Annotated in this window: 19 protein-coding genes and 3 pseudogenes; 8 read left to right on the forward strand and 14 right to left on the reverse strand. The window is 39.2% G+C overall.

Annotated features, from left to right (window positions below; genetic code table 11):
• Nucleotides 1-41: 41 nt before the first annotated feature.
• The 3 genes from PROCOU_RS10365 to PROCOU_RS10375 form a co-directional block, all read right to left on the reverse strand.
• Nucleotides 42-914 carry a CvfB family protein gene (locus PROCOU_RS10365; protein WP_036072202.1) on the reverse strand — a complete coding sequence of 291 codons (873 nt, stop codon included), beginning with the start codon at nucleotides 912-914 and terminating at the stop codon, nucleotides 42-44.
• A 103-nt stretch (nucleotides 915-1,017) separates the two neighbouring features.
• Nucleotides 1,018-1,710 (reverse strand): copper homeostasis protein CutC, encoded by a 693-nt coding sequence (locus PROCOU_RS10370; RefSeq protein ID WP_036072204.1) that lies wholly within the window; start codon nucleotides 1,708-1,710, stop codon nucleotides 1,018-1,020.
• A 291-nt stretch (nucleotides 1,711-2,001) separates the two neighbouring features.
• The gene (locus PROCOU_RS10375; RefSeq protein WP_036072206.1) at nucleotides 2,002-2,493 is read right to left on the reverse strand and encodes a PTS sugar transporter subunit IIA; all 492 of its coding nucleotides are present in this window, start codon (nucleotides 2,491-2,493) and stop codon (nucleotides 2,002-2,004) included.
• 243 nt (nucleotides 2,494-2,736) lie between these two features.
• On the opposite strand from PROCOU_RS10375, the gene PROCOU_RS10380 reads away from it, so the two are divergent.
• A complete protein-coding gene (locus PROCOU_RS10380) occupies nucleotides 2,737-3,579 on the forward strand; it encodes a mechanosensitive ion channel family protein (protein ID WP_036072208.1) in 843 nt (280 codons plus the stop codon).
• 303 nt (nucleotides 3,580-3,882) lie between these two features.
• Here the strand turns inward: PROCOU_RS10380 and PROCOU_RS10385 are convergent.
• The 6 genes and pseudogenes from PROCOU_RS10385 to PROCOU_RS10410 form a co-directional block, all read right to left on the reverse strand.
• Nucleotides 3,883-5,008 (reverse strand): annotated as a pseudogene (locus PROCOU_RS10385) (N-acetyldiaminopimelate deacetylase).
• 78 nt (nucleotides 5,009-5,086) lie between these two features.
• A pseudogene (dapD, locus tag PROCOU_RS10390) lies at nucleotides 5,087-5,798 on the reverse strand (2,3,4,5-tetrahydropyridine-2,6-dicarboxylate N-acetyltransferase).
• Between the two features lie 49 nt (nucleotides 5,799-5,847).
• The gene (locus PROCOU_RS10395) at nucleotides 5,848-6,726 is read right to left on the reverse strand and encodes a LysR family transcriptional regulator (RefSeq protein WP_036072210.1); all 879 of its coding nucleotides are present in this window, start codon (nucleotides 6,724-6,726) and stop codon (nucleotides 5,848-5,850) included.
• A gap of 15 nt (nucleotides 6,727-6,741) precedes the next feature.
• Nucleotides 6,742-7,176 carry a cyclic-di-AMP-binding protein CbpB gene (gene cbpB, locus PROCOU_RS10400; protein WP_036072212.1) on the reverse strand — a complete coding sequence of 145 codons (435 nt, stop codon included), beginning with the start codon at nucleotides 7,174-7,176 and terminating at the stop codon, nucleotides 6,742-6,744.
• A gap of 1,036 nt (nucleotides 7,177-8,212) precedes the next feature.
• A complete protein-coding gene (locus PROCOU_RS10405) occupies nucleotides 8,213-8,437 on the reverse strand; it encodes a YkuJ family protein (RefSeq protein ID WP_036072214.1) in 225 nt (74 codons plus the stop codon).
• Nucleotides 8,438-8,684: 247 nt separating this feature from the next.
• Complete coding sequence (locus PROCOU_RS10410; RefSeq protein ID WP_036072216.1) at nucleotides 8,685-8,909, reverse strand: hypothetical protein; 225 nt, start codon at nucleotides 8,907-8,909, stop codon at nucleotides 8,685-8,687.
• 263 nt (nucleotides 8,910-9,172) lie between these two features.
• On the opposite strand from PROCOU_RS10410, the gene PROCOU_RS10415 reads away from it, so the two are divergent.
• Together PROCOU_RS10415 and PROCOU_RS10420 are read left to right on the forward strand one after the other, a co-directional pair.
• A complete protein-coding gene (locus tag PROCOU_RS10415; RefSeq protein WP_279625186.1) occupies nucleotides 9,173-9,565 on the forward strand; it encodes a YkyB family protein in 393 nt (130 codons plus the stop codon).
• 72 nt (nucleotides 9,566-9,637) lie between these two features.
• Nucleotides 9,638-10,789 carry an aminotransferase class I/II-fold pyridoxal phosphate-dependent enzyme gene (locus PROCOU_RS10420; protein ID WP_036072220.1) on the forward strand — a complete coding sequence of 384 codons (1,152 nt, stop codon included), beginning with the start codon at nucleotides 9,638-9,640 and terminating at the stop codon, nucleotides 10,787-10,789.
• Nucleotides 10,790-10,840: 51 nt separating this feature from the next.
• Here PROCOU_RS10420 and PROCOU_RS10425 read toward each other — a convergent pair whose 3' ends face one another.
• The 3 genes and pseudogenes from PROCOU_RS10425 to PROCOU_RS10435 all read right to left on the reverse strand — a co-directional run bounded on the left by PROCOU_RS10425 (nucleotide 10,841) and on the right by PROCOU_RS10435 (nucleotide 14,060).
• A complete protein-coding gene (locus PROCOU_RS10425) occupies nucleotides 10,841-11,704 on the reverse strand; it encodes an NAD(P)-dependent oxidoreductase (RefSeq protein ID WP_036072221.1) in 864 nt (287 codons plus the stop codon).
• 370 nt (nucleotides 11,705-12,074) lie between these two features.
• Nucleotides 12,075-13,793, reverse strand: coding sequence for a phosphoenolpyruvate--protein phosphotransferase (ptsP, locus tag PROCOU_RS10430; RefSeq protein WP_036072222.1), 1,719 nt, complete (start codon nucleotides 13,791-13,793; stop codon nucleotides 12,075-12,077).
• A pseudogene (locus tag PROCOU_RS10435) lies at nucleotides 13,793-14,060 on the reverse strand (phosphocarrier protein HPr). Before PROCOU_RS10435 ends, ptsP begins: the two are co-directional and overlap by 1 nt.
• A gap of 327 nt (nucleotides 14,061-14,387) precedes the next feature.
• Here PROCOU_RS10435 and PROCOU_RS10440 point away from each other — a divergent pair.
• The 3 genes from PROCOU_RS10440 (at nucleotide 14,388) to PROCOU_RS17995 (ending at nucleotide 16,270) form a co-directional block, all read left to right on the forward strand.
• Nucleotides 14,388-14,582 (forward strand): YkvS family protein, encoded by a 195-nt coding sequence (locus PROCOU_RS10440; RefSeq protein ID WP_036072223.1) that lies wholly within the window; start codon nucleotides 14,388-14,390, stop codon nucleotides 14,580-14,582.
• Nucleotides 14,583-14,850: 268 nt separating this feature from the next.
• Nucleotides 14,851-15,675, forward strand: a complete 825-nt coding sequence (locus PROCOU_RS17990) for a phytoene desaturase family protein (RefSeq protein WP_279625184.1) — start codon at nucleotides 14,851-14,853, stop codon at nucleotides 15,673-15,675.
• 121 nt (nucleotides 15,676-15,796) lie between these two features.
• On the forward strand, nucleotides 15,797-16,270 hold the full coding sequence (locus PROCOU_RS17995; protein WP_167549799.1) for a phytoene desaturase family protein: 474 nt from the start codon (nucleotides 15,797-15,799) through the stop codon (nucleotides 16,268-16,270).
• A 20-nt stretch (nucleotides 16,271-16,290) separates the two neighbouring features.
• Here PROCOU_RS17995 and PROCOU_RS10450 read toward each other — a convergent pair whose 3' ends face one another.
• The gene (locus PROCOU_RS10450) at nucleotides 16,291-16,953 is read right to left on the reverse strand and encodes a DUF422 domain-containing protein (protein WP_244266296.1); all 663 of its coding nucleotides are present in this window, start codon (nucleotides 16,951-16,953) and stop codon (nucleotides 16,291-16,293) included.
• Between the two features lie 297 nt (nucleotides 16,954-17,250).
• Here PROCOU_RS10450 and PROCOU_RS10455 point away from each other — a divergent pair, with 297 nt between their 5' ends.
• Nucleotides 17,251-17,862, forward strand: coding sequence for a CPBP family intramembrane glutamic endopeptidase (locus PROCOU_RS10455; protein WP_036072224.1), 612 nt, complete (start codon nucleotides 17,251-17,253; stop codon nucleotides 17,860-17,862).
• Nucleotides 17,863-17,921: 59 nt separating this feature from the next.
• On the opposite strand, the gene rpiA is transcribed toward PROCOU_RS10455, so the two are convergent.
• The gene (gene rpiA / locus PROCOU_RS10460; protein ID WP_279586562.1) at nucleotides 17,922-18,596 is read right to left on the reverse strand and encodes a ribose-5-phosphate isomerase RpiA; all 675 of its coding nucleotides are present in this window, start codon (nucleotides 18,594-18,596) and stop codon (nucleotides 17,922-17,924) included.
• 468 nt (nucleotides 18,597-19,064) lie between these two features.
• Between rpiA and PROCOU_RS10465 the strand changes: the two genes are divergently transcribed.
• A complete protein-coding gene (locus tag PROCOU_RS10465; protein WP_036072226.1) occupies nucleotides 19,065-19,211 on the forward strand; it encodes a teichoic acid D-Ala incorporation-associated protein DltX in 147 nt (48 codons plus the stop codon).
• The last annotated feature ends 4 nt before the right edge of the window (nucleotides 19,212-19,215 follow it).

Below are 19,215 nucleotides of genomic sequence, written 5' to 3' on the forward strand. Positions count from 1 at the left end.
TAACAGCCGCTGTAGCTCGAACTGTCTCTCCATCTTAAGTCTTATTTTTCGGTATCATCCTCCGTCAGGTAAGTAAAACCGTCCTCTTGCTTGATACGGCGCTCTTTCATTAAGCTCCCTAGCGCTCGCTTAAATTGCGCCTTACTAACACCAAATTTAGCACGAATGGCATCCGGATCAGATTTATCGGAAAAAGCCATCTTACCACCAACACTTCGTAAATACGTCAAAATCATTTCCGCATCATCGCCTAGCACTTCATGAACCCTTCCACGCAAAGACAAATTCAATGTCCCGTCAGGCTTAACAGCAATCACGCGGGCATCCAAATTCTGCCCAAGACGCGGTTCTGATGTCCGCTCTGTCTCATGAATAAAGCCAATATGAGCCTCTTCCGTAATCACAAACGTTCCAACTTTCAATAAGCGATAAACCGTTCCTGTCACATTTTTGTTAAACATATCTTGCGTTGCCTTTGTCGAAATCGCTTTAAAATCATGTTCCTCACCGAGCACACCCCAAATCCGTTCCTTCTCATCCACCCGCAACATAATCATCAAACGGTCGTTCTTTTTCGGCCACAGATGGTTCAGCGCCGGCATGTCATCCATCGAAACAACGACATCTTTTGGAATTCCGATATCCACAAATACACCTAAATCCTTACGTACATCCGTCACCGTACCCCAAGCAAACTTCCCAACTTGCACTTTGGGGATAATTGTTGTCGCCACAACCTCATGATCATAATCACGATAAATAAATACCGTTTCCGTATCCCCAACCGCCAAATCTAAATTAGACGCGTTCGTAAGCGGCAACTTCACTTCCACGCCACGTTTTTCAAGCATAAAGTATTCTTCCTCTTTTGCAATAACGGCCATCACTTGCACCGTCCCAATCATATTTATCAACTTTTCCACCCCATTAGTTATTCTGTTCCTATTATAGCTTAAATCAAGAAGTCGGTACAGCCCCAGAAAAAAACCGAACCATCACTAGTTCGGCCTCCCCCTTTTATTTTATCGCTTCCTGCAACGCCTGAATCTTCGCAGCATCCAACCCTTTACTGAAATCACCGTCAATACGCGCACCACCACCAACATGGTATTGCGTGTTCCGAAGCGTTTCGTGTAACAAAGCAATGTTACCCGGCGTTACACCACTCCCCACCAAAATCTCAAAAGAAGTCATGTCCGCTTGGCTGTCCAAAACCCACTTTTTCAAGCGATCAATCGTATCTGTCGCCTTATCTCCACCACCTGACGTCAAAACTTGTGTAATATTATTTCCATACTCACGAAGAACCGCGTAAGCCTTATCAATATCTTGTGCACTCTCAATTGCTCGGTGGAAAGTCAAATCCATATCACCTTTCCAATCAATCACATTCTCCAATAAATCACGATCAATCTGCCCCGATTTCGTTAACGCCCCAAAAACAATCCCATGCGCGCCAAGTTCATTTGCCATCAAAATATCTTCCTGCATAATGGCAATATCGTATTCATCATAATGAAAAGAATGGCTATGAGGACGTATCATGACCATCGCGGGAACTCTAATATCCTGCGTAATCTGTTTAATAACTCCATAACTAGGCGTTAAACCACCTTCACTAATAGCTGAAACAACCTCTAACCGATCCACACCAAAATGCTCCGCTTCCGATGCTTCACGTATATTCTCAACAATAACCTCAAGTACCATAATCTTCACTCCTTCACCTACTATAACTATGTACTATTTTATCTTAAATTCCTTCGAAAAGAAATGAAAAGCACTGTCCCATAGAACAATGCCCAGACTGTAGAAAAACTGCTTCACATGATTTCCCGCCAAACCTCAGCGTGTCGACAAATGCTTAGTTTCTAGGCAAAAGCGAGTACCGGCGCGGAGCGTACTTGGGTACGTGAGCACTGGAACGGAGTTTTTAACGACAAAAATGAGTGTTTGTCGACACGCTGAGCACTGTCCCATAGAACAATGCCCTTCCTATTATTATTTTGCTTTCGATTCAAATACAACTGTATCGCCAGCAACAACATCAGTCACAGCTTTCCAATCAAAGTCATATTTATTCTCCATACTGTTTGTAACAACCATCGGAATCACCGTGCTACTTGCATTCTTCTCAATGAAATCAAGATCTGCTTCCACAATCGGCTGTCCTACAGTCACTTTATCGCCGAGAGTGACAAGCACTTTGAAGCCCTCACCTTTTAATGCAACTGTTTCTAAACCAATATGCACAAGAATTTCCTGACCAAGTTCCGATTTAATACCAAACGCATGTAACGTATCAGCAATTTGAATAATTTCACCAGTAACTGGGGCTACAACCGTACCGTTTGTCGGTTTAACAGCAATCCCCTCACCCATCATTTTTTGACTAAAAACTGGATCTGGAACGTCTTCTAATTTCACAAATTGTCCTGTTGCATGTGCCATTACTGCTTCTGCTTTATCTTTTTTAAACATTTTCTTAAACATAGTATCAATTCCTCCTAAAAGTTATCCTACTTCCTATTGTACCTTATATCGGAATAAAAAGCTCGTTAAAATTAAAATATTGTTTCATAATATATAATTTATCATGAAATTTAATTACAAAAAAATGATTAGCTTGTTTACATTATAACATATGAAAAGGCATTCTTACTTTTTATCTAGACACATCTCGCTTCCTTTTGTTAGAATGATAGCAGGTCTGTATTTAGTAGAGGAAGTGACATATTGGAATTTGTGACTCGCTGGTTTGAAAATATTGATTGGGATAAAATTTGGCTCGCTTCTATTTCTAAAATAATTAGCATAGTTATTCTACTCATTTTATATTTTGTGCTTAGCTGGATTGGACGTAAATTAATTCGGAGCTTTTTTCAAAAATATCGTTCGCAACAAATGGTCTCTGAAAGCCGCGCCAAGACACTAGAAGGCTTAATTATGAATGTTTTTGGTTACATTATGTTTTTTACTTTTGCGATTTTAATTTTGCAGAACTTCATCAATGTGACAGCAATAGTCGCGGGGGCTGGTGTCGCTAGTTTGGCCATCGCTTTTGGTGCACAAGGTCTTGTGAGCGATGTTGTGACTGGTTTTTTTATTTTATTGGAGCGCCAGTTGGATGTTGGCGACAGTATTACGCTAGAGCAAGTGAATGGCCATGTAGAAACGCTTGGTTTGCGAACAACACAAGTGCGTGATTTCGATGGTACCTTGCATTTCATTCCGAATCGACAAATTATGATTGTCAGTAACCATTCTCGCGGTAATATGCGTATCTTAGTTGATATTCGCATTGCCCCGACAGCAAACGCAGAAAAAGCCATGGATATTATTAAAAACGTCTGTAAACAGGAAAAAGCCACAAATAAAAATATTGTGGACGGTCCTACTGTTCTTGGTGTTCAAGAAGTAAGCGCAACAAGTACCGTTATTCGTGTAATGGGAAAAGCTGTGAATGGCGAACAATTTGAAGTCCAACGTAATCTGCTAAAAGATATTCGTGAGGAACTCGTTCGCAATGAAATTGAATTACCGCTTTCCTATTTAGCACCACTGGAACCTGGGAAGTAAGCGTCTGGAATATGCTAGTCTGCCAGCAAAATTCGTTCGCATTGTGGGACTGTTCGACATGAAGCGAGTTACAGTCCCAATATGCATGAGAGCAAAGCGAACATGTAATCCACCAATGGCTGATCGAATAAGTGATGAGTTACAGCTCCAATATACACGTGAACAAAGAGTATGATTAATCCTTTAGAAAAATATCCTAAGTAGAAACACTTTCGCTTAAATTATTTAATCATGATTTCCGTCTTACTCCAAATAATGAGTAGGGCGATTTTATTTTGTTTGGAGTTTGTCCTAACTCCTCTTTCATTCTATATTTTCCAAGTAACCAGTCAAAACTTCAACCGCAAATGGAATTGCTGCTTCATCTGGATTTAATTTCGAATGATGTAAGCTATATTCGGAATCGACGCCAAGCCAGAACATAAAGCCTGGAATTTTTTCTAGGAAATAGCCGAAATCCTCGCCAGTCATCGCTTCTTTACAAGAAATATAGCTTTCTGGATAATTGTTTTGCAAATAGTCGATGAATTTTATTAGTTTCAGCCACATCGTTGTCTACTTCCATATAATCGGAACCTGGAATGAAGTTAACCTCACATTGATAGGCTTCTTCCCAACCTTTTGCGAGCTGCTTAAGACGCGTCCACACAATATCCATCGTCTCCTTGGAAAGCGTGCGAATCGTGCCATCCAAATAGGCTTCCTCAGCAATGACATTTTGGACCTCGCCGCCACGAATTTGGCCAATCGTTATAACCGCTGCATCTAGTGGATCGATGTTACGACTGATAATCGTCTGCATCTGACCAACAAAAGCGCTTGCCGCTACGACCATATCATTCGCTAGATGAGGATATGCCGCATGTCCACCTTTTCCTTTGAACGAAATAAATAATTCAGAGGTGTTCGCAAAAAGGAGGCCTGGCTTAACTGCTATTTGACCAGCTTTGTATTCTGGCGCGATATGAAGTCCAAACATCGTATTTGGCCACCAAACTTTAAATTCTGAGCTTTCCATGATTGGTTTTGCACCACCTGGCCCTTCTTCTGCTGGCTGGAATACGAAAAGAAGATTATCACGCAACGGCTTGCTCGCAAAATGAGTCAACAAGCCAAGCGCGATGCTCATATGACAATCATGACCGCACGCATGCATTTTCCCTGGATGAATGCTTGCAAATGGCAGCCCCGTTTCTTCCGTGATTGGCAGTGCATCGATGTCTGCTCGGTAGCCAATTGTTTTCGTCGGCTTCGTCCCTGATATTCGCACTAAAATCCCTGTACGCCACGTTTTTATCTCCAAATTTTCTTGTGGTAATGTTGCTATATAATCTATTAGAAATTGCTGCGTTTTGAACTCTTCATAGCCGACTTCTGGGATTAAATGTAACTCTCGACGCAATTTTATGAATGGATTTAATTCAGTCATCCTTCTTCTCCTCCTAAAAAAGCGCCTACCCCTAACAAAAGTTAGCACTTTCACTAAGGGTAAACGCCGAATCATTTCTTATAATTCGCGAAGTTCTTGCATAATTTCTGTTTTTGACTGCGTTTTCGCATCGATTTTTTTTGATTTCTTTTGCGGGAATACCGGCAACAACTGTATATGGTGCCACATCTTTTGTAACAATCGCACCTGCTGCAACAACAGCACCCTTTCCAACACGTACGCCTTCTAAAACAACTACATTAGCACCAATTACAACATCATCTTCAACGATAACTGGTTGCGCGGATGGTGGCTCAACAACGCCTGCTAGGACAGAGCCAGCCCCAACGTGACAGTTCTTACCAACCGTTGCGCGTCCACCGAGTACAACGTTCATATCAATCATCGTGCCATCGCCAATAACCGAACCGATATTGATACTTGCACCCATCATAATAACCGCATTATCGCCAATTTCAACTTGATCACGAATCACAGCACCTGGCTCAATGCGTGCATTAATATTTTTCATATCTAATAATGGAATTGCCGAATTACGACGATCATTTTCCACAACATAATCTACTAGTTTATTCTTATTTTCCTCAAGAAGTTCACTAACAACAGACCATTCGCCAAAAATTGTCCCAACTTCTCCCGTGATAAATGTCTTTACATCTTCTGGAAAATCAATACTCGAAAGTTCACCTTTGACATATACTTTCACCGGTGTAGCCTTTTTACTATTTTGAATGAATGAAATAATCTGATGTGCGTCCATTTGTTTCATGAATGAATAACCCCTTTCAAATATGTGCTTCTATCTAATAGTGCCATAGCTAGTAATGAGTTTCAAGATATTTATCTACAATTTCTAGAAACGCCTTCACTTGTGGCAATGCGAGTGACTGTTCATAGCCAATCAGCGACGTATCCCGACTTAAAATTTCCCCAGATTTATCGATGAGCGGAACCTTGTTAATATCTTCACTGGCCCCAATTAATGTGACTTCTGGCAAAATCGCAAAGCCAATACCGTTAAAAGCCATTTGGCGACACGTCTCAATTTGGTCCATTACCATCGCTTGCCGTGGCATCTTACCAAAATTGCGTTGCCAATAATCTTGAATCACCTGGTAATAATTCGAATCGCTCTGGAACTGAATAAAAGGTCGCTCCGATTCTAATACCTCATCCAATTGCTTAATTTCTTTATCCACAAGAAAAAGCTTGTCTTGAAACAGCGGTTTTTGAACACTCTTCCAAGCAATATTACCACGAACAATTCCCACATGCGCCGATCCATTCACAAGTGCTTGATGAATTTCACTACTCCAACCAGTAACAACCGAAATATGAACATCTGGATAGGCACTGATAAATTCTTTCAATACGCGTGGTAACCACATTTGGGCAACAATGCTGGCACAAGCAATTTTCAACGTTCCACGAACAATACCATCTTGCGCCTCTAAACGCTCTTGAATTTGACGCTCCCGCTCGATAACGCGTTCTGCATGTTGTACGATCGCCTCACCTTCCGGTGTTAACAATAAACCTTTTTGCGTGCGCAGAAAAATTTTCGTTTCCCATCTACTTTCAATTGTTTGAAGTCGTTGTGAGAGCGCCGGCTGTGACAGAAATAGCTTCTCAGCACTTTTTCGCATATTGAGTTCTGCCGCTAAGCAAACTAATAATTCATATTCTGTGACAATCAATCGACTCTCTCCTATCTACTCATGAATATAGCGTTGTACTTGTTTTAAAATAACATGACGCGTGATAATTCCTTCAAAAATTCCTGCCTCATCAACAACGCAGATAAATGGATTATCAACGAGTAACTTCACGATTTTCTCCACATCATGCGAATTCACCAAAACTGGAATCTTCGTCTGCATTACATCCTCTACCTTTAGCGTTTCTAGGCGTTCATATTCAATACGTTCTAATCCAAGAATCGAATCGGTTATCATGGCCGAACTAATCAATCCATGTAATTTAAATTCAAAATCAAGCACAGGAATGACCGAATAACCACACTTCGTCAAAACTAGCAAAGCATGCTCTAAGTTGTTCCCCATTTGGACATGCGCTACTTTTTCGGCGGATATAATATAATTTTCTAATTTATCATTCAAAAAATTTCCTAGTCTACTAGAGATCATAAAAATCTCCCTCATCTCTGTTCATTATTGGCGTGTTGGAAAGTTGACTCCCAACCTTTAGCAATAGCCCTCACTATTCTAAACCCCTTGTGTATTTATCCCAAAAGAGAATAGTTCAAACCTGCTCATGCCCATTTTACCATAAAGAAAACCGTTTCAAAAGAGAATTGGGCTGAGAACAGAGGATTGTTGAGGCTCTTAAGAAGCGAAGTGCGCTGAATTAGAGCCTCAATATGCAGGAGAACGAAGTGAACATGTAATCCATCAGTGGCTCTTAAGCACAGAACAGGGAGTAACTAGAATCAAATAAGAAGCAGTACGCAAGAGAACCTCAATATGCAGGAGAACAAAGCGAACATGTAATCCATCAGTGGCTCTTAAGCGCAGAACAGGGAAGTAACTAGAATCAAATAAGAAGCAGTACGCAAGAGAGCCTCAATATACAGGAGAACAGGGCGAGCATGTAATCCATGTACTGCGTCATGTGAAGCTCCTCCGGATCCAGCTTCACACGCCAGCCCCTCGAAATTTTCGTGGCCTCCATAAAAGTCAAAAGAAGACTTTTATTGCGCCCCCTAACAAATTTTTTTCGGGTCTAACGGGCTTCTTCAGCTTTTCATGTGATCCAGCTTTGTTGTGGTTCTTGAAAAGCGTATTTTGCTTTTTTAGAACCTCAATATGCAGTTGAATGTAATGAAACTGCCTTCCTTTACTCAGCCCTCGAAAACTTCACACCCTCCATAAAAAGCAAGAACGGCTTTTTACTTCGGTCGCTCCAGTTTTTTTTCAGAGCTGAACGGGCCGTTTCAGCTTTTCATGTGATCCAGCTTCAAGAGCCAGCCTCTCGGAAATTTCGTGGCCTCTATAAAAGTCAAAAGAGGACTTTTACTGCGCCCCCTAACAATTTCTGTCGAGGCTAACGGGCTCTTTCAGCTTTTCAAACAAAAAGATTACCAAAAGCAACAGAGTTTGTCGTCTTTGGTAATCTTTCAGTTACTATTTACTTGGAGACTAGTCTTGTTTCGTAATTAATCGCTTACTGTAGGATTTCGAAAATTTCAAGTGTAGTCATATCAATATCATCAAATTGATACTTGTTCTTATCTCCATAAATTTCAACTTCGTAAGAATTCGAAGCATGGAAATATCTCACTTCACACAACGGCTCTCCATCTTTTTCGAATCTTCGTGATTGTGTATCCGCCGTTTCATCCTCTTGCATTGCTTGTAAACGTTGAATAATTCCCAATAACTGAGACATTGTACATTCTCCTCTCTATTCAACCATCGATTATCATTTGTTTAAAACCGTACTAACAGATTTTATCGCACCTTACACCTATTTAGCAAGCGTTCTGTAAAATTTATAATAAACAAATAATTTATGACTTGTTATTACTGCTTTCCTCCTATCCCATCCTTTGAAACCTATTTTATTTTCAAACAATAAAAAAAACCATAGAATCAGGGTTAAAAATTCCTCATTCCACAGTCTATTATCCAGAACACTAACCTTGATTCTTATTTTTATTTACAGTTGTATCCAGCATCAGTTTTACTGAACGCATAATTGTTTTTTGACGATGAAAACCTTTCACGCATACCGTCTGCTCATTTAGGGTTGTATAAACCTCACCCCAGGAACCTACTGGATTAAAACCATATACATGCAATTTCAACATCCCGTCTTTTGTCGGGAAATAAAATGATTCTACTTTGCCTGTTTTATTCAAATGCCATCAAGTCCCTTCTAATTGAAAATGATTATCATTATTGTTAGTATACTCGAAAATTCACTAGAATACAAGTCGTCTTTGAAAAAGTTATCCGATAATTCAAGAAATGTGGCATTATTAAACGAAAGGCGTGAAAAAGCTGACACATTTGCGATTTTTTTGATTTTTTTATCTAATTTTACTTTTTTCTCCACGCTTTTTCCGGTATAATTAGTTATAACTGGAAAGGAGGGATACAATGTCTACTGCGAGCAAAAAAAATTGCTGAAGCGATCTTTATTGTGAATCGCCATAGCAAAGCCGCAATCGATCCACGCTATCTTTATCAATTGAAGAAAGCTGCGATTGAAAAACTACTACACGAAGGCCATGCGAAAAAGCTAGGTCTCCAATTTTCAAACAATCCAAAAAAGTCCTACCAACATTCTAATCTTCTCATTGATTGCCACGGTTTCCTGTTTCATCTTCCACCGCAAAAAAAAGATATGAAAGATCTACCGCACCTTGGGACTATGCAACCAATTAAAACAACGAATCAAGTCAGAATGTCGCTATCACACGCAAAAACAACACTAGAGAATTACACTGGCGTCAAACCAGATCCTCTCAAGAAATCCGCGTTCTATGAAAATGCCTCCCCATATTTCCGCTAATGAGATGTTCGACCTAGCTTTTATAAACAAATGAAATTATTTGGTAATCTTATAGGAAGAGAGGGTTTTTCCATGTCAAAACAGTTAAGACAAGCTGTACAAGAAATTGAAATTAGTGGTATTCGTAAGTTTAATACGCGAGTTGCGGGGATACCTGATATGATTCGACTAACGCTTGGTGAGCCTGATTTTCCAACGCCAGAGCATGTGAAACAAGCCGCGATTGAAGCAATTCATAATGATTTTACAAATTACACACCAAATGCTGGTACACCTGAACTTTTAGAGGCTGCCTCACAGTATTTTCGTGAAAAATATGATTTAAAGTATAGTACAAAAGAAATTATTGTGACAGTCGGTGCAACGGAAGCAATCAATACGGCGCTACAGACGATTTTAGTAGCCGGTGATGAGGTTTTATTGCCAGATCCGATTTATCCTGGATATGAGCCTTTGATTCATTTGATGGATGCTACAGCAATTAAAATCGATACGACCGAGACGGCCTTCAAATTGACCGCGGAACAATTACGCGCATCGATTACGCCAAAAACGAAAGCATTAATTTTGCCGTACCCATCTAATCCAACCGGTGTGACGCTTACTGTGGAAGAATTAGAGCAAATAGCAGAAGTCATTCGTGAAACTGGCATTTTTGTCATTGCAGATGAGATTTATAGTGAACTGACATTTTTCGGCACGCACACTTCCATTGCAACAATGATTCGTGAACAAACCATTGTTATTAACGGGTTATCCAAATCTCATGCGATGATTGGCTGGCGTATTGGTTTTTTAATGGCTCCTGAGGCGATTACAAATCAGCTGATAAAGGTTCACCAATATGCCGTTACATGTGCATCTTCAATCTCTCAGAAAGCTGCCCAAGAGGCGTTGCTTCATGGCAAAGATGATGCTGTGCAGATGCGTACAGAATATAATACGCGCGCTGGCTTTGTGCAAGATCGGCTCACCAAAATGGGATTCTCAATTATCCGACCCGACGGTGCTTTTTACTTCTTCGCCAAGCTACCCGATTCTGTTCAAGAAAATTCATTTGACTGGGCAATTGAACTCGCCGAAGTGGCCAAAGTTGCTGTGGTACCAGGGTCAGCTTTCTCAGAAAAAGGCGACCGCTACTTCCGACTTTCATTTGCCGCTTCATTCATTCAACTAGCAGAAGCGATGGACCGAATGAGCATATTTATGGAAAAATACGAATAAACAAAGCTCTGTACACAACGCATAATTCAGCGTTAGGCACAGAGCTTTTGATTATTTTTCGTAATATTTAATGAGAGCCTGGGTTCCATTATCAGCAAACCCTGACTCAGCTAGCTGTTGGTACATTTGCTCTGCCATCGTCAGCCCTGGAAGGTCAAGCTCCATTTGTTTCGCCTCATCTAGCGCGATTCGCATATCTTTAATGAAATGCTTTATGAAGAATCCTGGCGAAAAATCATCCTTTAGCACCCGCGGAATCAAGTTTGATAATGACCAGCTTCCCGCCGCACCACCAGATACCGATGCCAAAACCTTTTCAGGATCCAGTCCCGCTCGCTTCGCATAAACAATCGCCTCTGTGACACCAATCATATTTGATGCAATTGCGATTTGATTCACCATCTTAGTATGTTGACCAGCGCCCGATTCCCCTTGCAAAATAACACTTTGTCCCATCGCTTTTAAAATTGGTTCCACCGTTAAAAAATCCTTCTCATTCCCGCCCACCATAACAGTAAGCGTTCCATTTTTTGCACCGATATCCCCACCAGAAACAGGTGCATCGAGCACCGCAATCCCAGCTAATTTGCCTTCATCTGCAATTTTCTTAGCAAGGTTTGGCGAAGACGTCGTCATATCAATTGCAAAAGCTCCCGAACGTAGCGTTGTCAAAAAGCCATCCTCTGCCAAATAAAGTTGCTCCACATCCTTTGGGTACCCAACCATCGTAATTAACACATCCACATTTGGTGCCAGCGCTTGCGGCGTATTATACCAAATAGCCCCAGATTCTATCACCGCATCAGCCTTCTCTTTCGTTCTCGTATAAATATGTACCTCGAACCCCGCCTTCATCAAATTTTGAATCATACTCGCACCCATGACACCAACACCAACGAACCCAATCTTCTTCATTCCAAAATTCCTCCCTTATATCGATCAATTTTCGTATAGACAAAGTTTACATCTGGTCAGAAGAAATTGCAAATTGAAGTGATTGAAGTCAGGGTGAAGAGGAAACTTATTAATGATTAGCTAGGAAGATAGGCCAAGTTGAGATTAGATATTTATCGCATTTCACATTACTTAGATAAAAACCCCGTGACTTTTCAGCCTTCTAATCTTACATATGCACCCTTCAAATACATCCTAATCCCTTTGATACCAGTCATTACAAGAAATCTGTCGATGCCCTATATTTTTTGCACTACTGGCGGTCGACAGATTTCTTCTTTTCACAAACAAAAACCCGAGGAGAATTCCTCGGGCGTTTCAAAACAACAAATTACTCTGCTATATATTTGTTAACTAACGCTACAACATCTTCTTCTGTTGCTTGTTGTAAAGCTTCTTCCGCTAATTTCGCCATTTCTGTGCGATCTAAGCGTTTGATTAGTGAACGTGATTTCAGGATACTTGATGCGCTCATAGAGAACTCATCTAAGCCCATACCAAGCAGTAATGGTATAGCTGTTTGATCGCCGGCCATTTCGCCACACATACCGGCCCATTTACCTTCTTTATGCGCCGCGTCGATAACCATCTTCACAAGGCGTAAAATAGAAGGATTATATGGTTGATACAAATAAGAAACCTGCTCGTTCATACGGTCTGCCGCCATTGTATATTGGATTAAATCATTTGTTCCGATACTAAAGAAATCAACTTCCTTCGCAAACTGGTCTGCTAGAATTGCTGCTGCTGGAATTTCAATCATAATACCAAGTTCAATTGTGTCAGATACTGCCACACCTTCTGCTAAAAGTTCTTTCTTCGCGTCTTCCAAAAGTCCTTTGGCTTGGCGGAATTCATTAACTGTAGCAATCATTGGGAACATGATTTTTAGATTGCCGTGAACACTTGCGCGCAACAAAGCACGTAATTGCGTACGGAATAATTCTTTATTCGCAAAACATAAACGAATCGCACGGAAACCAAGGAATGGATTCATTTCATGTGGCAAGTCAAGATACGGCAACGTTTTATCGCCACCGATATCAAGCGTACGAACAACAACAGCTTTTCCGTCCATGCCAGAAAGCACGGCTTTATAAGCTTCATACTGCTCTTCCTCCGTTGGGAAGTTGTCTCGGCCCATGTACAAGAATTCTGTACGATAAAGTCCGACTGCTTCTCCACCATTCGCGATAACACCTGTCAAATCTTCTGGCGTACCAATGTTGGCGCCAAGTTCTACATGATGACCATCTTTAGAAACGGTTGCTTCGTTTTTAAGTTTATTCCATTCTGCTTGTTGTGCTGCAAAATCAGATTTCACTTTTTCATAATGAGCGATTTGGTCAGCAGTTGGGTCAATGATAACATTGCCTTCCAAGCCGTCCACGATGATTATTTGTCCTTCGTTCGTATCATGCGTGATTTCACCAGTACCTACAACAGCAGGAATCTCTAATGAACGCGCCATGATTGCCGAGTGAGAAGTACGTCCGCCGATATCTGTTACGAAACCTTTAACAAAATTACGGTTCAATTGCGCTGTATCAGAAGGTGTCAAGTCTTTAGCGACTACAACAACTTCCTCATCGATTAACGCCGGATTCGGAATCGTTACGTTCAAAAGGTGTGATAAAACACGCTTGCGAACATCACGAATATCAGCCGCACGTTCACGCATGTACTCGTTATCCATTGATTCAAACATGCCAATAAACATGTCTGTTGTTTCTTGTAGAGCAGATTCTGCATTCACTTTATTGTTCGTAATATTTTCAGAAATTGGTGTAATAAGTTCTGGGTCATTTAAAACCAAAAGATGCGCATCAAAAATTTGAGCTTTATCTTCGCCTAAGCTTTCCTTCGCGATATCACGAATTTTGCCAAGCTCCGATCCAGAAACTGCAACCGCATCCTGAAAACGTTTAACTTCGGCTTCTGTATCAGCAACTTCCGTTTTGTCAAAAGACAAGTCTGGCTCCACTAATAAGTAAGCTTTCGCGATAGCAATACCATCGGATGCTGCGATACCTTTTAATTCCTTAACCATTACTCAGCCAAGCCTTCTTTTTTAAGTACTTCTGTTAGGCCAACGATTGCGTCTTTCTCATCGCTACCTTCAGCGTAAATTGTGATGTCAGCGCCTTTACCAATACCTAAAGACATAACGCCCATGATTGATTTTAGGTTAACTTTTTTTTCCAGTGTACTCAATTTGTACATCTGAACTGTATTTGCTTGCCGCTTGAACTAAAAGAGTTGCTGGGCGTGCGTGAATTCCTGTTTCATCGATTACTACAAAGCTTGCTTGTTCCATAATTTACATTCTCCTTCATATAAGAAATTTTATTGTGACTTTTCTCACTAAAAAAAAAATTCAGCAAAAAAAAGACTATCCCTCAATTAAAAAGATTACCATGTTTTCGCGCCCGACACAACTATTTGATGCAAATTTATTCTGATTTTAAAAATTTTCATTAAAAACGCTATCATTCAGTTAAGATATCTTCCAATTCCAGACTTTTTCACAACGCTTACAAGGTCTTTCATTTGCATTCTAACTATCTTTCAGGCAAAATGAAGTCAACGTTTTATATTTAGTGAATTGCTTTAGTAACGTTTCTATGAATCGGGAGTGATAAACATGGCAAAAGCACAAGTAGGAGACATTATTGAGTTCAAAGATGGTTTGACAGGTGTTGTTGAAAAAATAAACGAAAATTCTGTCATTGTGGATTTAACATTAATGGAAAATTTCAAAAAGCTAGCCATCGAAGAAAAGACAGTGGTCAATCATAAAAAATACAAGATTGTACATTCAGTAGATGACGAAAAATAACTACTACTATTGTTCATGATTTTCCGTAAACGTCAGCGTGTTAGCAAACATTTAATTGCTAGGAAAAAGCAAATATCGAAGTGACATGTATGATTTTTACACAAGCTTCGGAAGTTGGCTTTTAACAGCGAAATTGAGTGTTTGTTAGCACGCTGAAACCATTTTCATGTGCTTTTCTATCTATAAAAACTGCGAATTTGGGAGTGAGCAAGCATGTCGAAAAAAAATCGCGATAATTGGTGCCGGACCAGGTGGTTTAGCTGTCGCTATGCAGCTAACAGAACAAGGCCACGACGTACATATCTATGAAAAAGCTGCCGAAATTGGTGGCAGAACCTCTCTTTTAAAACAAGATGGCTTCTCTTTTGATTTAGGTCCAACGGCACTAAATATGCCGAATGTGTTAACAGCTTTGTTTGCGGATTGTAACCGTAATATTCAAGATTATATTAAACTGATTTCATTAGACCCTCTTTACAGTTTATACATAGATGACATTGTTTTCAGTCCATCTCCCCACCAAGATAAGACAAAAAGAGCGATTGCACAACTTTTTCCTGGCGAGGAAGAACATTATGATCGATTTATGCGTGATAATGCCAAGAAAATGATTTACTTGTTACCTATCTGGCAAGAACCTTTTACATCATTGTGGTCAGTGTTTCGCTTGCGCACATTGCGTGCACTTCCTAGCCTTACACTCGGTAACCACTTAATCGATGAACTGGCTAAATATTTTGAAGATAAGCGATTACGCCTCGCTTTTTCTTTTGAAACTAAGTTTTTAGGCATGTCTCCTTGGCAAACACCTGGTGCTTTTTCTGTTATTCCATTTTCTGAGCATTATTTTGGCGTTTTTCATATTATTGGTGGAATCAATCGTCTCACGTATGCTATGAGTGAAATCATACAAGAAAATGGGGGAAACATTCACTTAAACCAATGCGTGCAACAAATAAATATAGCCTCAAAAAACATTACATCCCTAACGCTGGAGAATGGGGAAACAGTTGAGGCCGATTATTTCTTTTTAAATGCAGACTACGCATATGCTATGAGCCATCTTTTTTTCTTACCAAAAAGCACCTACTAATCTAAAGAAATTGTCTAAGAAAAAATACTCATGCTCTGCTTTCATTATGTACCTTGGCTTGGATACGACGCTCCCACTAAATGTGCACACTGTTATTTTTCCTAGTGACTTTCGTATTCATATGGATCAAATCATGCATAAGAGCATCATCCCAGAAGAATTATCGATTCATTTAACCTACCCTACAGCTGTTGATAAGACAATGGCGCCAAAAGATATGTCAACACTTCGCATCCTAGTTCCTGTTCCAAATAATAATAGCAATATTGACTGGACAAAGGAATCCTCCATCATGCGCAAGCTAATTTTTAAAACGATTGAAAAGAAATTAGGGTTAAATAATTTAGAATCTCATATCCTCACTGAAAAAATTATCACACCCTATGATTGGGAAAATGACTTTCATATTTTTAAAGGGGCCATTTTCAACCTTACACATCAATTGTCGCAATTAGGTCCATTTCGACCAAATAAAATGCCTGCCATCAAAAATATGAAAATTGTAGGCGGAGCAGTACATCCAGCAAACAGTCTTCCCTTTATATTAGAAAGTGCCAATATTGCTGTTCGTCAGTTTAATAAAGAATTGATGTAATAAAAAACTGTTGTCTCCACTCACGCAACAGTTTTTTTCTTCATATCATTTTCTAAACTTAAATAATAACAAACCGTAAACAAAATGTTTCCTACCAAAGTAATGAGTATAATACTCCACAATCCCATGAAATAACCTAGAACAAGGAAAAAAGAAAGAACAATCCAATAAACAAGTACAAGTTCCGATTTTAATGTTGGAAAATGTAGTTTTCCCCATTGATCCGTTAAGCTAAGCATAAAATAAATCATCAAATGAAGTATTAAACCAAGCGTCCACCAATTAGCTACATCGGTCATTTGAATAATCGTCAAGGTGGTACTATCCATGGCAGATTGTTTCACTTGCATTGCAACAGGTTCTATCAACATTTCAAATACCATAACCATAGTAGCAGCGATAATCGCATAAATACCACCGCGAATCCAATCTATTTTAATTTTCAATGTTATTTCCCGGGAAATAACATGTGTCCCAACAACTAAAACTAGCCAAATAAACCCAAATGCAACCGGTATTCCATTGATTACAAGCCCAAAATCTGTTGTAACGTTACCAGTCTGCCCTGCACTTGTAAGACTCGTTTGCATCCATTCAATACTTGTGCTAACCGCAAAAATCAAAATAGTAATTGCTGAGCCCAACCCCTTACCATATTGTAAAATTAAAAAAAATGACTGCAAAAAAACCTGATACAATGAAAAATAAGGCATGAATCTCAGTCAAACGAAGTGGTAATACATTCAGAACAATCAGTATCACTGCAATGAAAAAGAGGGCCATGTAAAGCCAAACAAAAAATCGAAATCTTTTCTCTACCATGAAAGCAATCAACTCCTATCCTCTAATTATAAATGTTTTCAGGAAAACTACAATCAATTACAAAAAAATAGTCGCCCAAAAGAGTTCCTTGTTGCTAAATATCTTTTTTTTCTATTAAAGTATTCATAGAGCGTAATGGAGTAAAGAGGTGTAAAAAATTGAAAAGCAACAAGATTGATTTCCGCCTTTATTTAGGCATCTTATTAGCAGCAGGACTCATGTATGTCACATTTGAACATGCTTCTGTATTCTGGTATTTATACGGAGCATCCATGTTATTTCTTATTAGTTGGGTAGTATTGAACGATGAATTAAAAAAACAGTTTTCCATCTTAAAAAGTATTATTCCAGGTATTTTTAGTGGTATTATCCTTTATATCTTGTTTTATATCGGTGCACTTCTACTAAAATTTATTCCAGGTAACTTTGATGCGCTCGTTGCAAAAGGATATACAAAATACGAACCAGAATCATTACTAATTTGGCTACTACTTGTCGTTGCCATTGTACCAGGAGAAGAGATTTTCTGGCGCGGTTTTGTATTAAAACGATTGGAACACGAATTAGTTCCGTGGGTGGCCGTGCTAATCATGGCTACATTAAACGGTGCTTTCATGTTGTTCAGCGGTAATTTTGTTATCGCCCTAGCAGCAACCTTAGCGTCAATATACTGGGGTTTTATCTACATAAGACGCCCAAGTTTATCGCTTTTAATCGTGTCACATTGGACTTTTAATTTATTATTACTATTAATTTTGCCAATCTATTAATTAGAAAACATATCCTAAAATAAAGTCGCCATGCCCAATTTCAGCATGGCGACTTTATTTTATTTATCGCGTACTTCCACACTACCGTCAGAAAAGCCAATCACCAAGGTAGAAGCGTAATTTAAAAACAAGCCATTTTCCACCACACCTGGCAAATTATTTAACCACGCATTTAATTCTTTGGGATTCGTTATTTCACTCATTTGTAAATCTAAAATATAGTTTTGACTATCTGTTAAATAAATACTTCCATCTTCGTGGTGTCTTAACAATGGTTGATAGCCTCTATACTCTAGCTGACGTAACACTTGCTTATACCCAAAAGGAACGACCTCAACAGGCAACGGAAAGGTGCCTAGCGTAGCGACAACTTTGTCCTCACCAACAACCCAGATACTTTTTTTCGATGCATGGGCCACCAGTTTCTCAAATAATAAAGCACCGCCGCCGCCTTTTATACCACAAAATTCTGCATCTACTTCGTCTGCTCCATCAATTGTTAAGTCGATTTCTGTAACATCATTTAAATCCATTAAAGGTATATTTCTTTCCCTCGCTAACTCCTCTGTCGCTTTAGAGGTAACAACTCCTGTCACATTCAATCCTTCCGCTACCCGATCGCCTAGCTTTTGAATCATATAGTACGCTGTTGAACCAGTTCCTAATCCTACAATCATACCATCTTGAATATACTCACATGCTTTTTCTCCAGCAATTTGCTTGCTATTCACTATCACTAACCCCCTCAAAAAAGTTTACACTGCTTTTATTATATATAATTTCCAATCATTCGCATAGCCGTATCCTGTATTCTCTAAAATAATAATACTATAAAGTTACATATTATTGTATCTAAATACCAATTTATCATTATAAAAGAACTTTATTTTGACATGGAAAGTTCTTTTTTTTAAATTCACAAAAAGTTCATAATTTCAGTCCTATAACCATGTAAAACCGCTCTAAATGGTGTCTTGAGCTTCTAATAACATTTTTTATGTATTTTTTCATACTTTTGCAAGAAATTTTGCATCTATTTTCTCCTGTATAACGAGCTATTTGAGGTCCAGAGTGCATTCACTTACATAACCTTACAAAAATGTAATTGGACATTTCGAGATAAATGCGTTACATTATATAAATACATGACACTCCATCTTAACAATTGTAACATTAGAGAAACATAAGAGGTGATATCTGATATGAAAAAATGGAAAGTGGCGATGACCCATCCAAAAGCTATTTTTATCTGGAAAACGTTATTTTATTTAGTTGTTTTACTTGGATTGTTGTGGTTCTATGGTTTCAAGAATCCGAACGATACGACATTTATTTACAATGAATTTTAAAAGA

Source organism: Listeria rocourtiae FSL F6-920, assembly GCF_000525975.1.
GTDB classification, from domain to species: domain Bacteria; phylum Bacillota; class Bacilli; order Lactobacillales; family Listeriaceae; genus Listeria_A; species Listeria_A rocourtiae.

Bases quoted from the DNA above. Each gene is read 5' to 3' on its own strand.
- PROCOU_RS10370 (WP_036072204.1), bottom strand. From the start codon at position 1,710: ATGGTACTTGAGGTTATTGTTGAGAATATACGTGAAGCATCGGAAGCG.
- PROCOU_RS10375 (WP_036072206.1), bottom strand. From the start codon at position 2,493: ATGTTTAAGAAAATGTTTAAAAAAGATAAAGCAGAAGCAGTAATGGCA.
- cbpB (WP_036072212.1), bottom strand. From the start codon at position 7,176: ATGATCTCTAGTAGACTAGGAAATTTTTTGAATGATAAATTAGAAAAT.
- PROCOU_RS10405 (WP_036072214.1), bottom strand. From the start codon at position 8,437: ATGTCTCAGTTATTGGGAATTATTCAACGTTTACAAGCAATGCAAGAG.
- PROCOU_RS10420 (WP_036072220.1), top strand. From the start codon at position 9,638: ATGTCAAAACAGTTAAGACAAGCTGTACAAGAAATTGAAATTAGTGGT.
- PROCOU_RS10425 (WP_036072221.1), bottom strand. From the start codon at position 11,704: ATGAAGAAGATTGGGTTCGTTGGTGTTGGTGTCATGGGTGCGAGTATG.
- ptsP (WP_036072222.1), bottom strand. From the start codon at position 13,793: ATGGTTAAGGAATTAAAAGGTATCGCAGCATCCGATGGTATTGCTATC.
- PROCOU_RS10440 (WP_036072223.1), top strand. From the start codon at position 14,388: ATGGCAAAAGCACAAGTAGGAGACATTATTGAGTTCAAAGATGGTTTG.
- PROCOU_RS17990 (WP_279625184.1), top strand. From the start codon at position 14,851: ATGCAGCTAACAGAACAAGGCCACGACGTACATATCTATGAAAAAGCT.
- PROCOU_RS17995 (WP_167549799.1), top strand. From the start codon at position 15,797: ATGGATCAAATCATGCATAAGAGCATCATCCCAGAAGAATTATCGATT.
- PROCOU_RS10465 (WP_036072226.1), top strand. From the start codon at position 19,065: ATGAAAAAATGGAAAGTGGCGATGACCCATCCAAAAGCTATTTTTATC.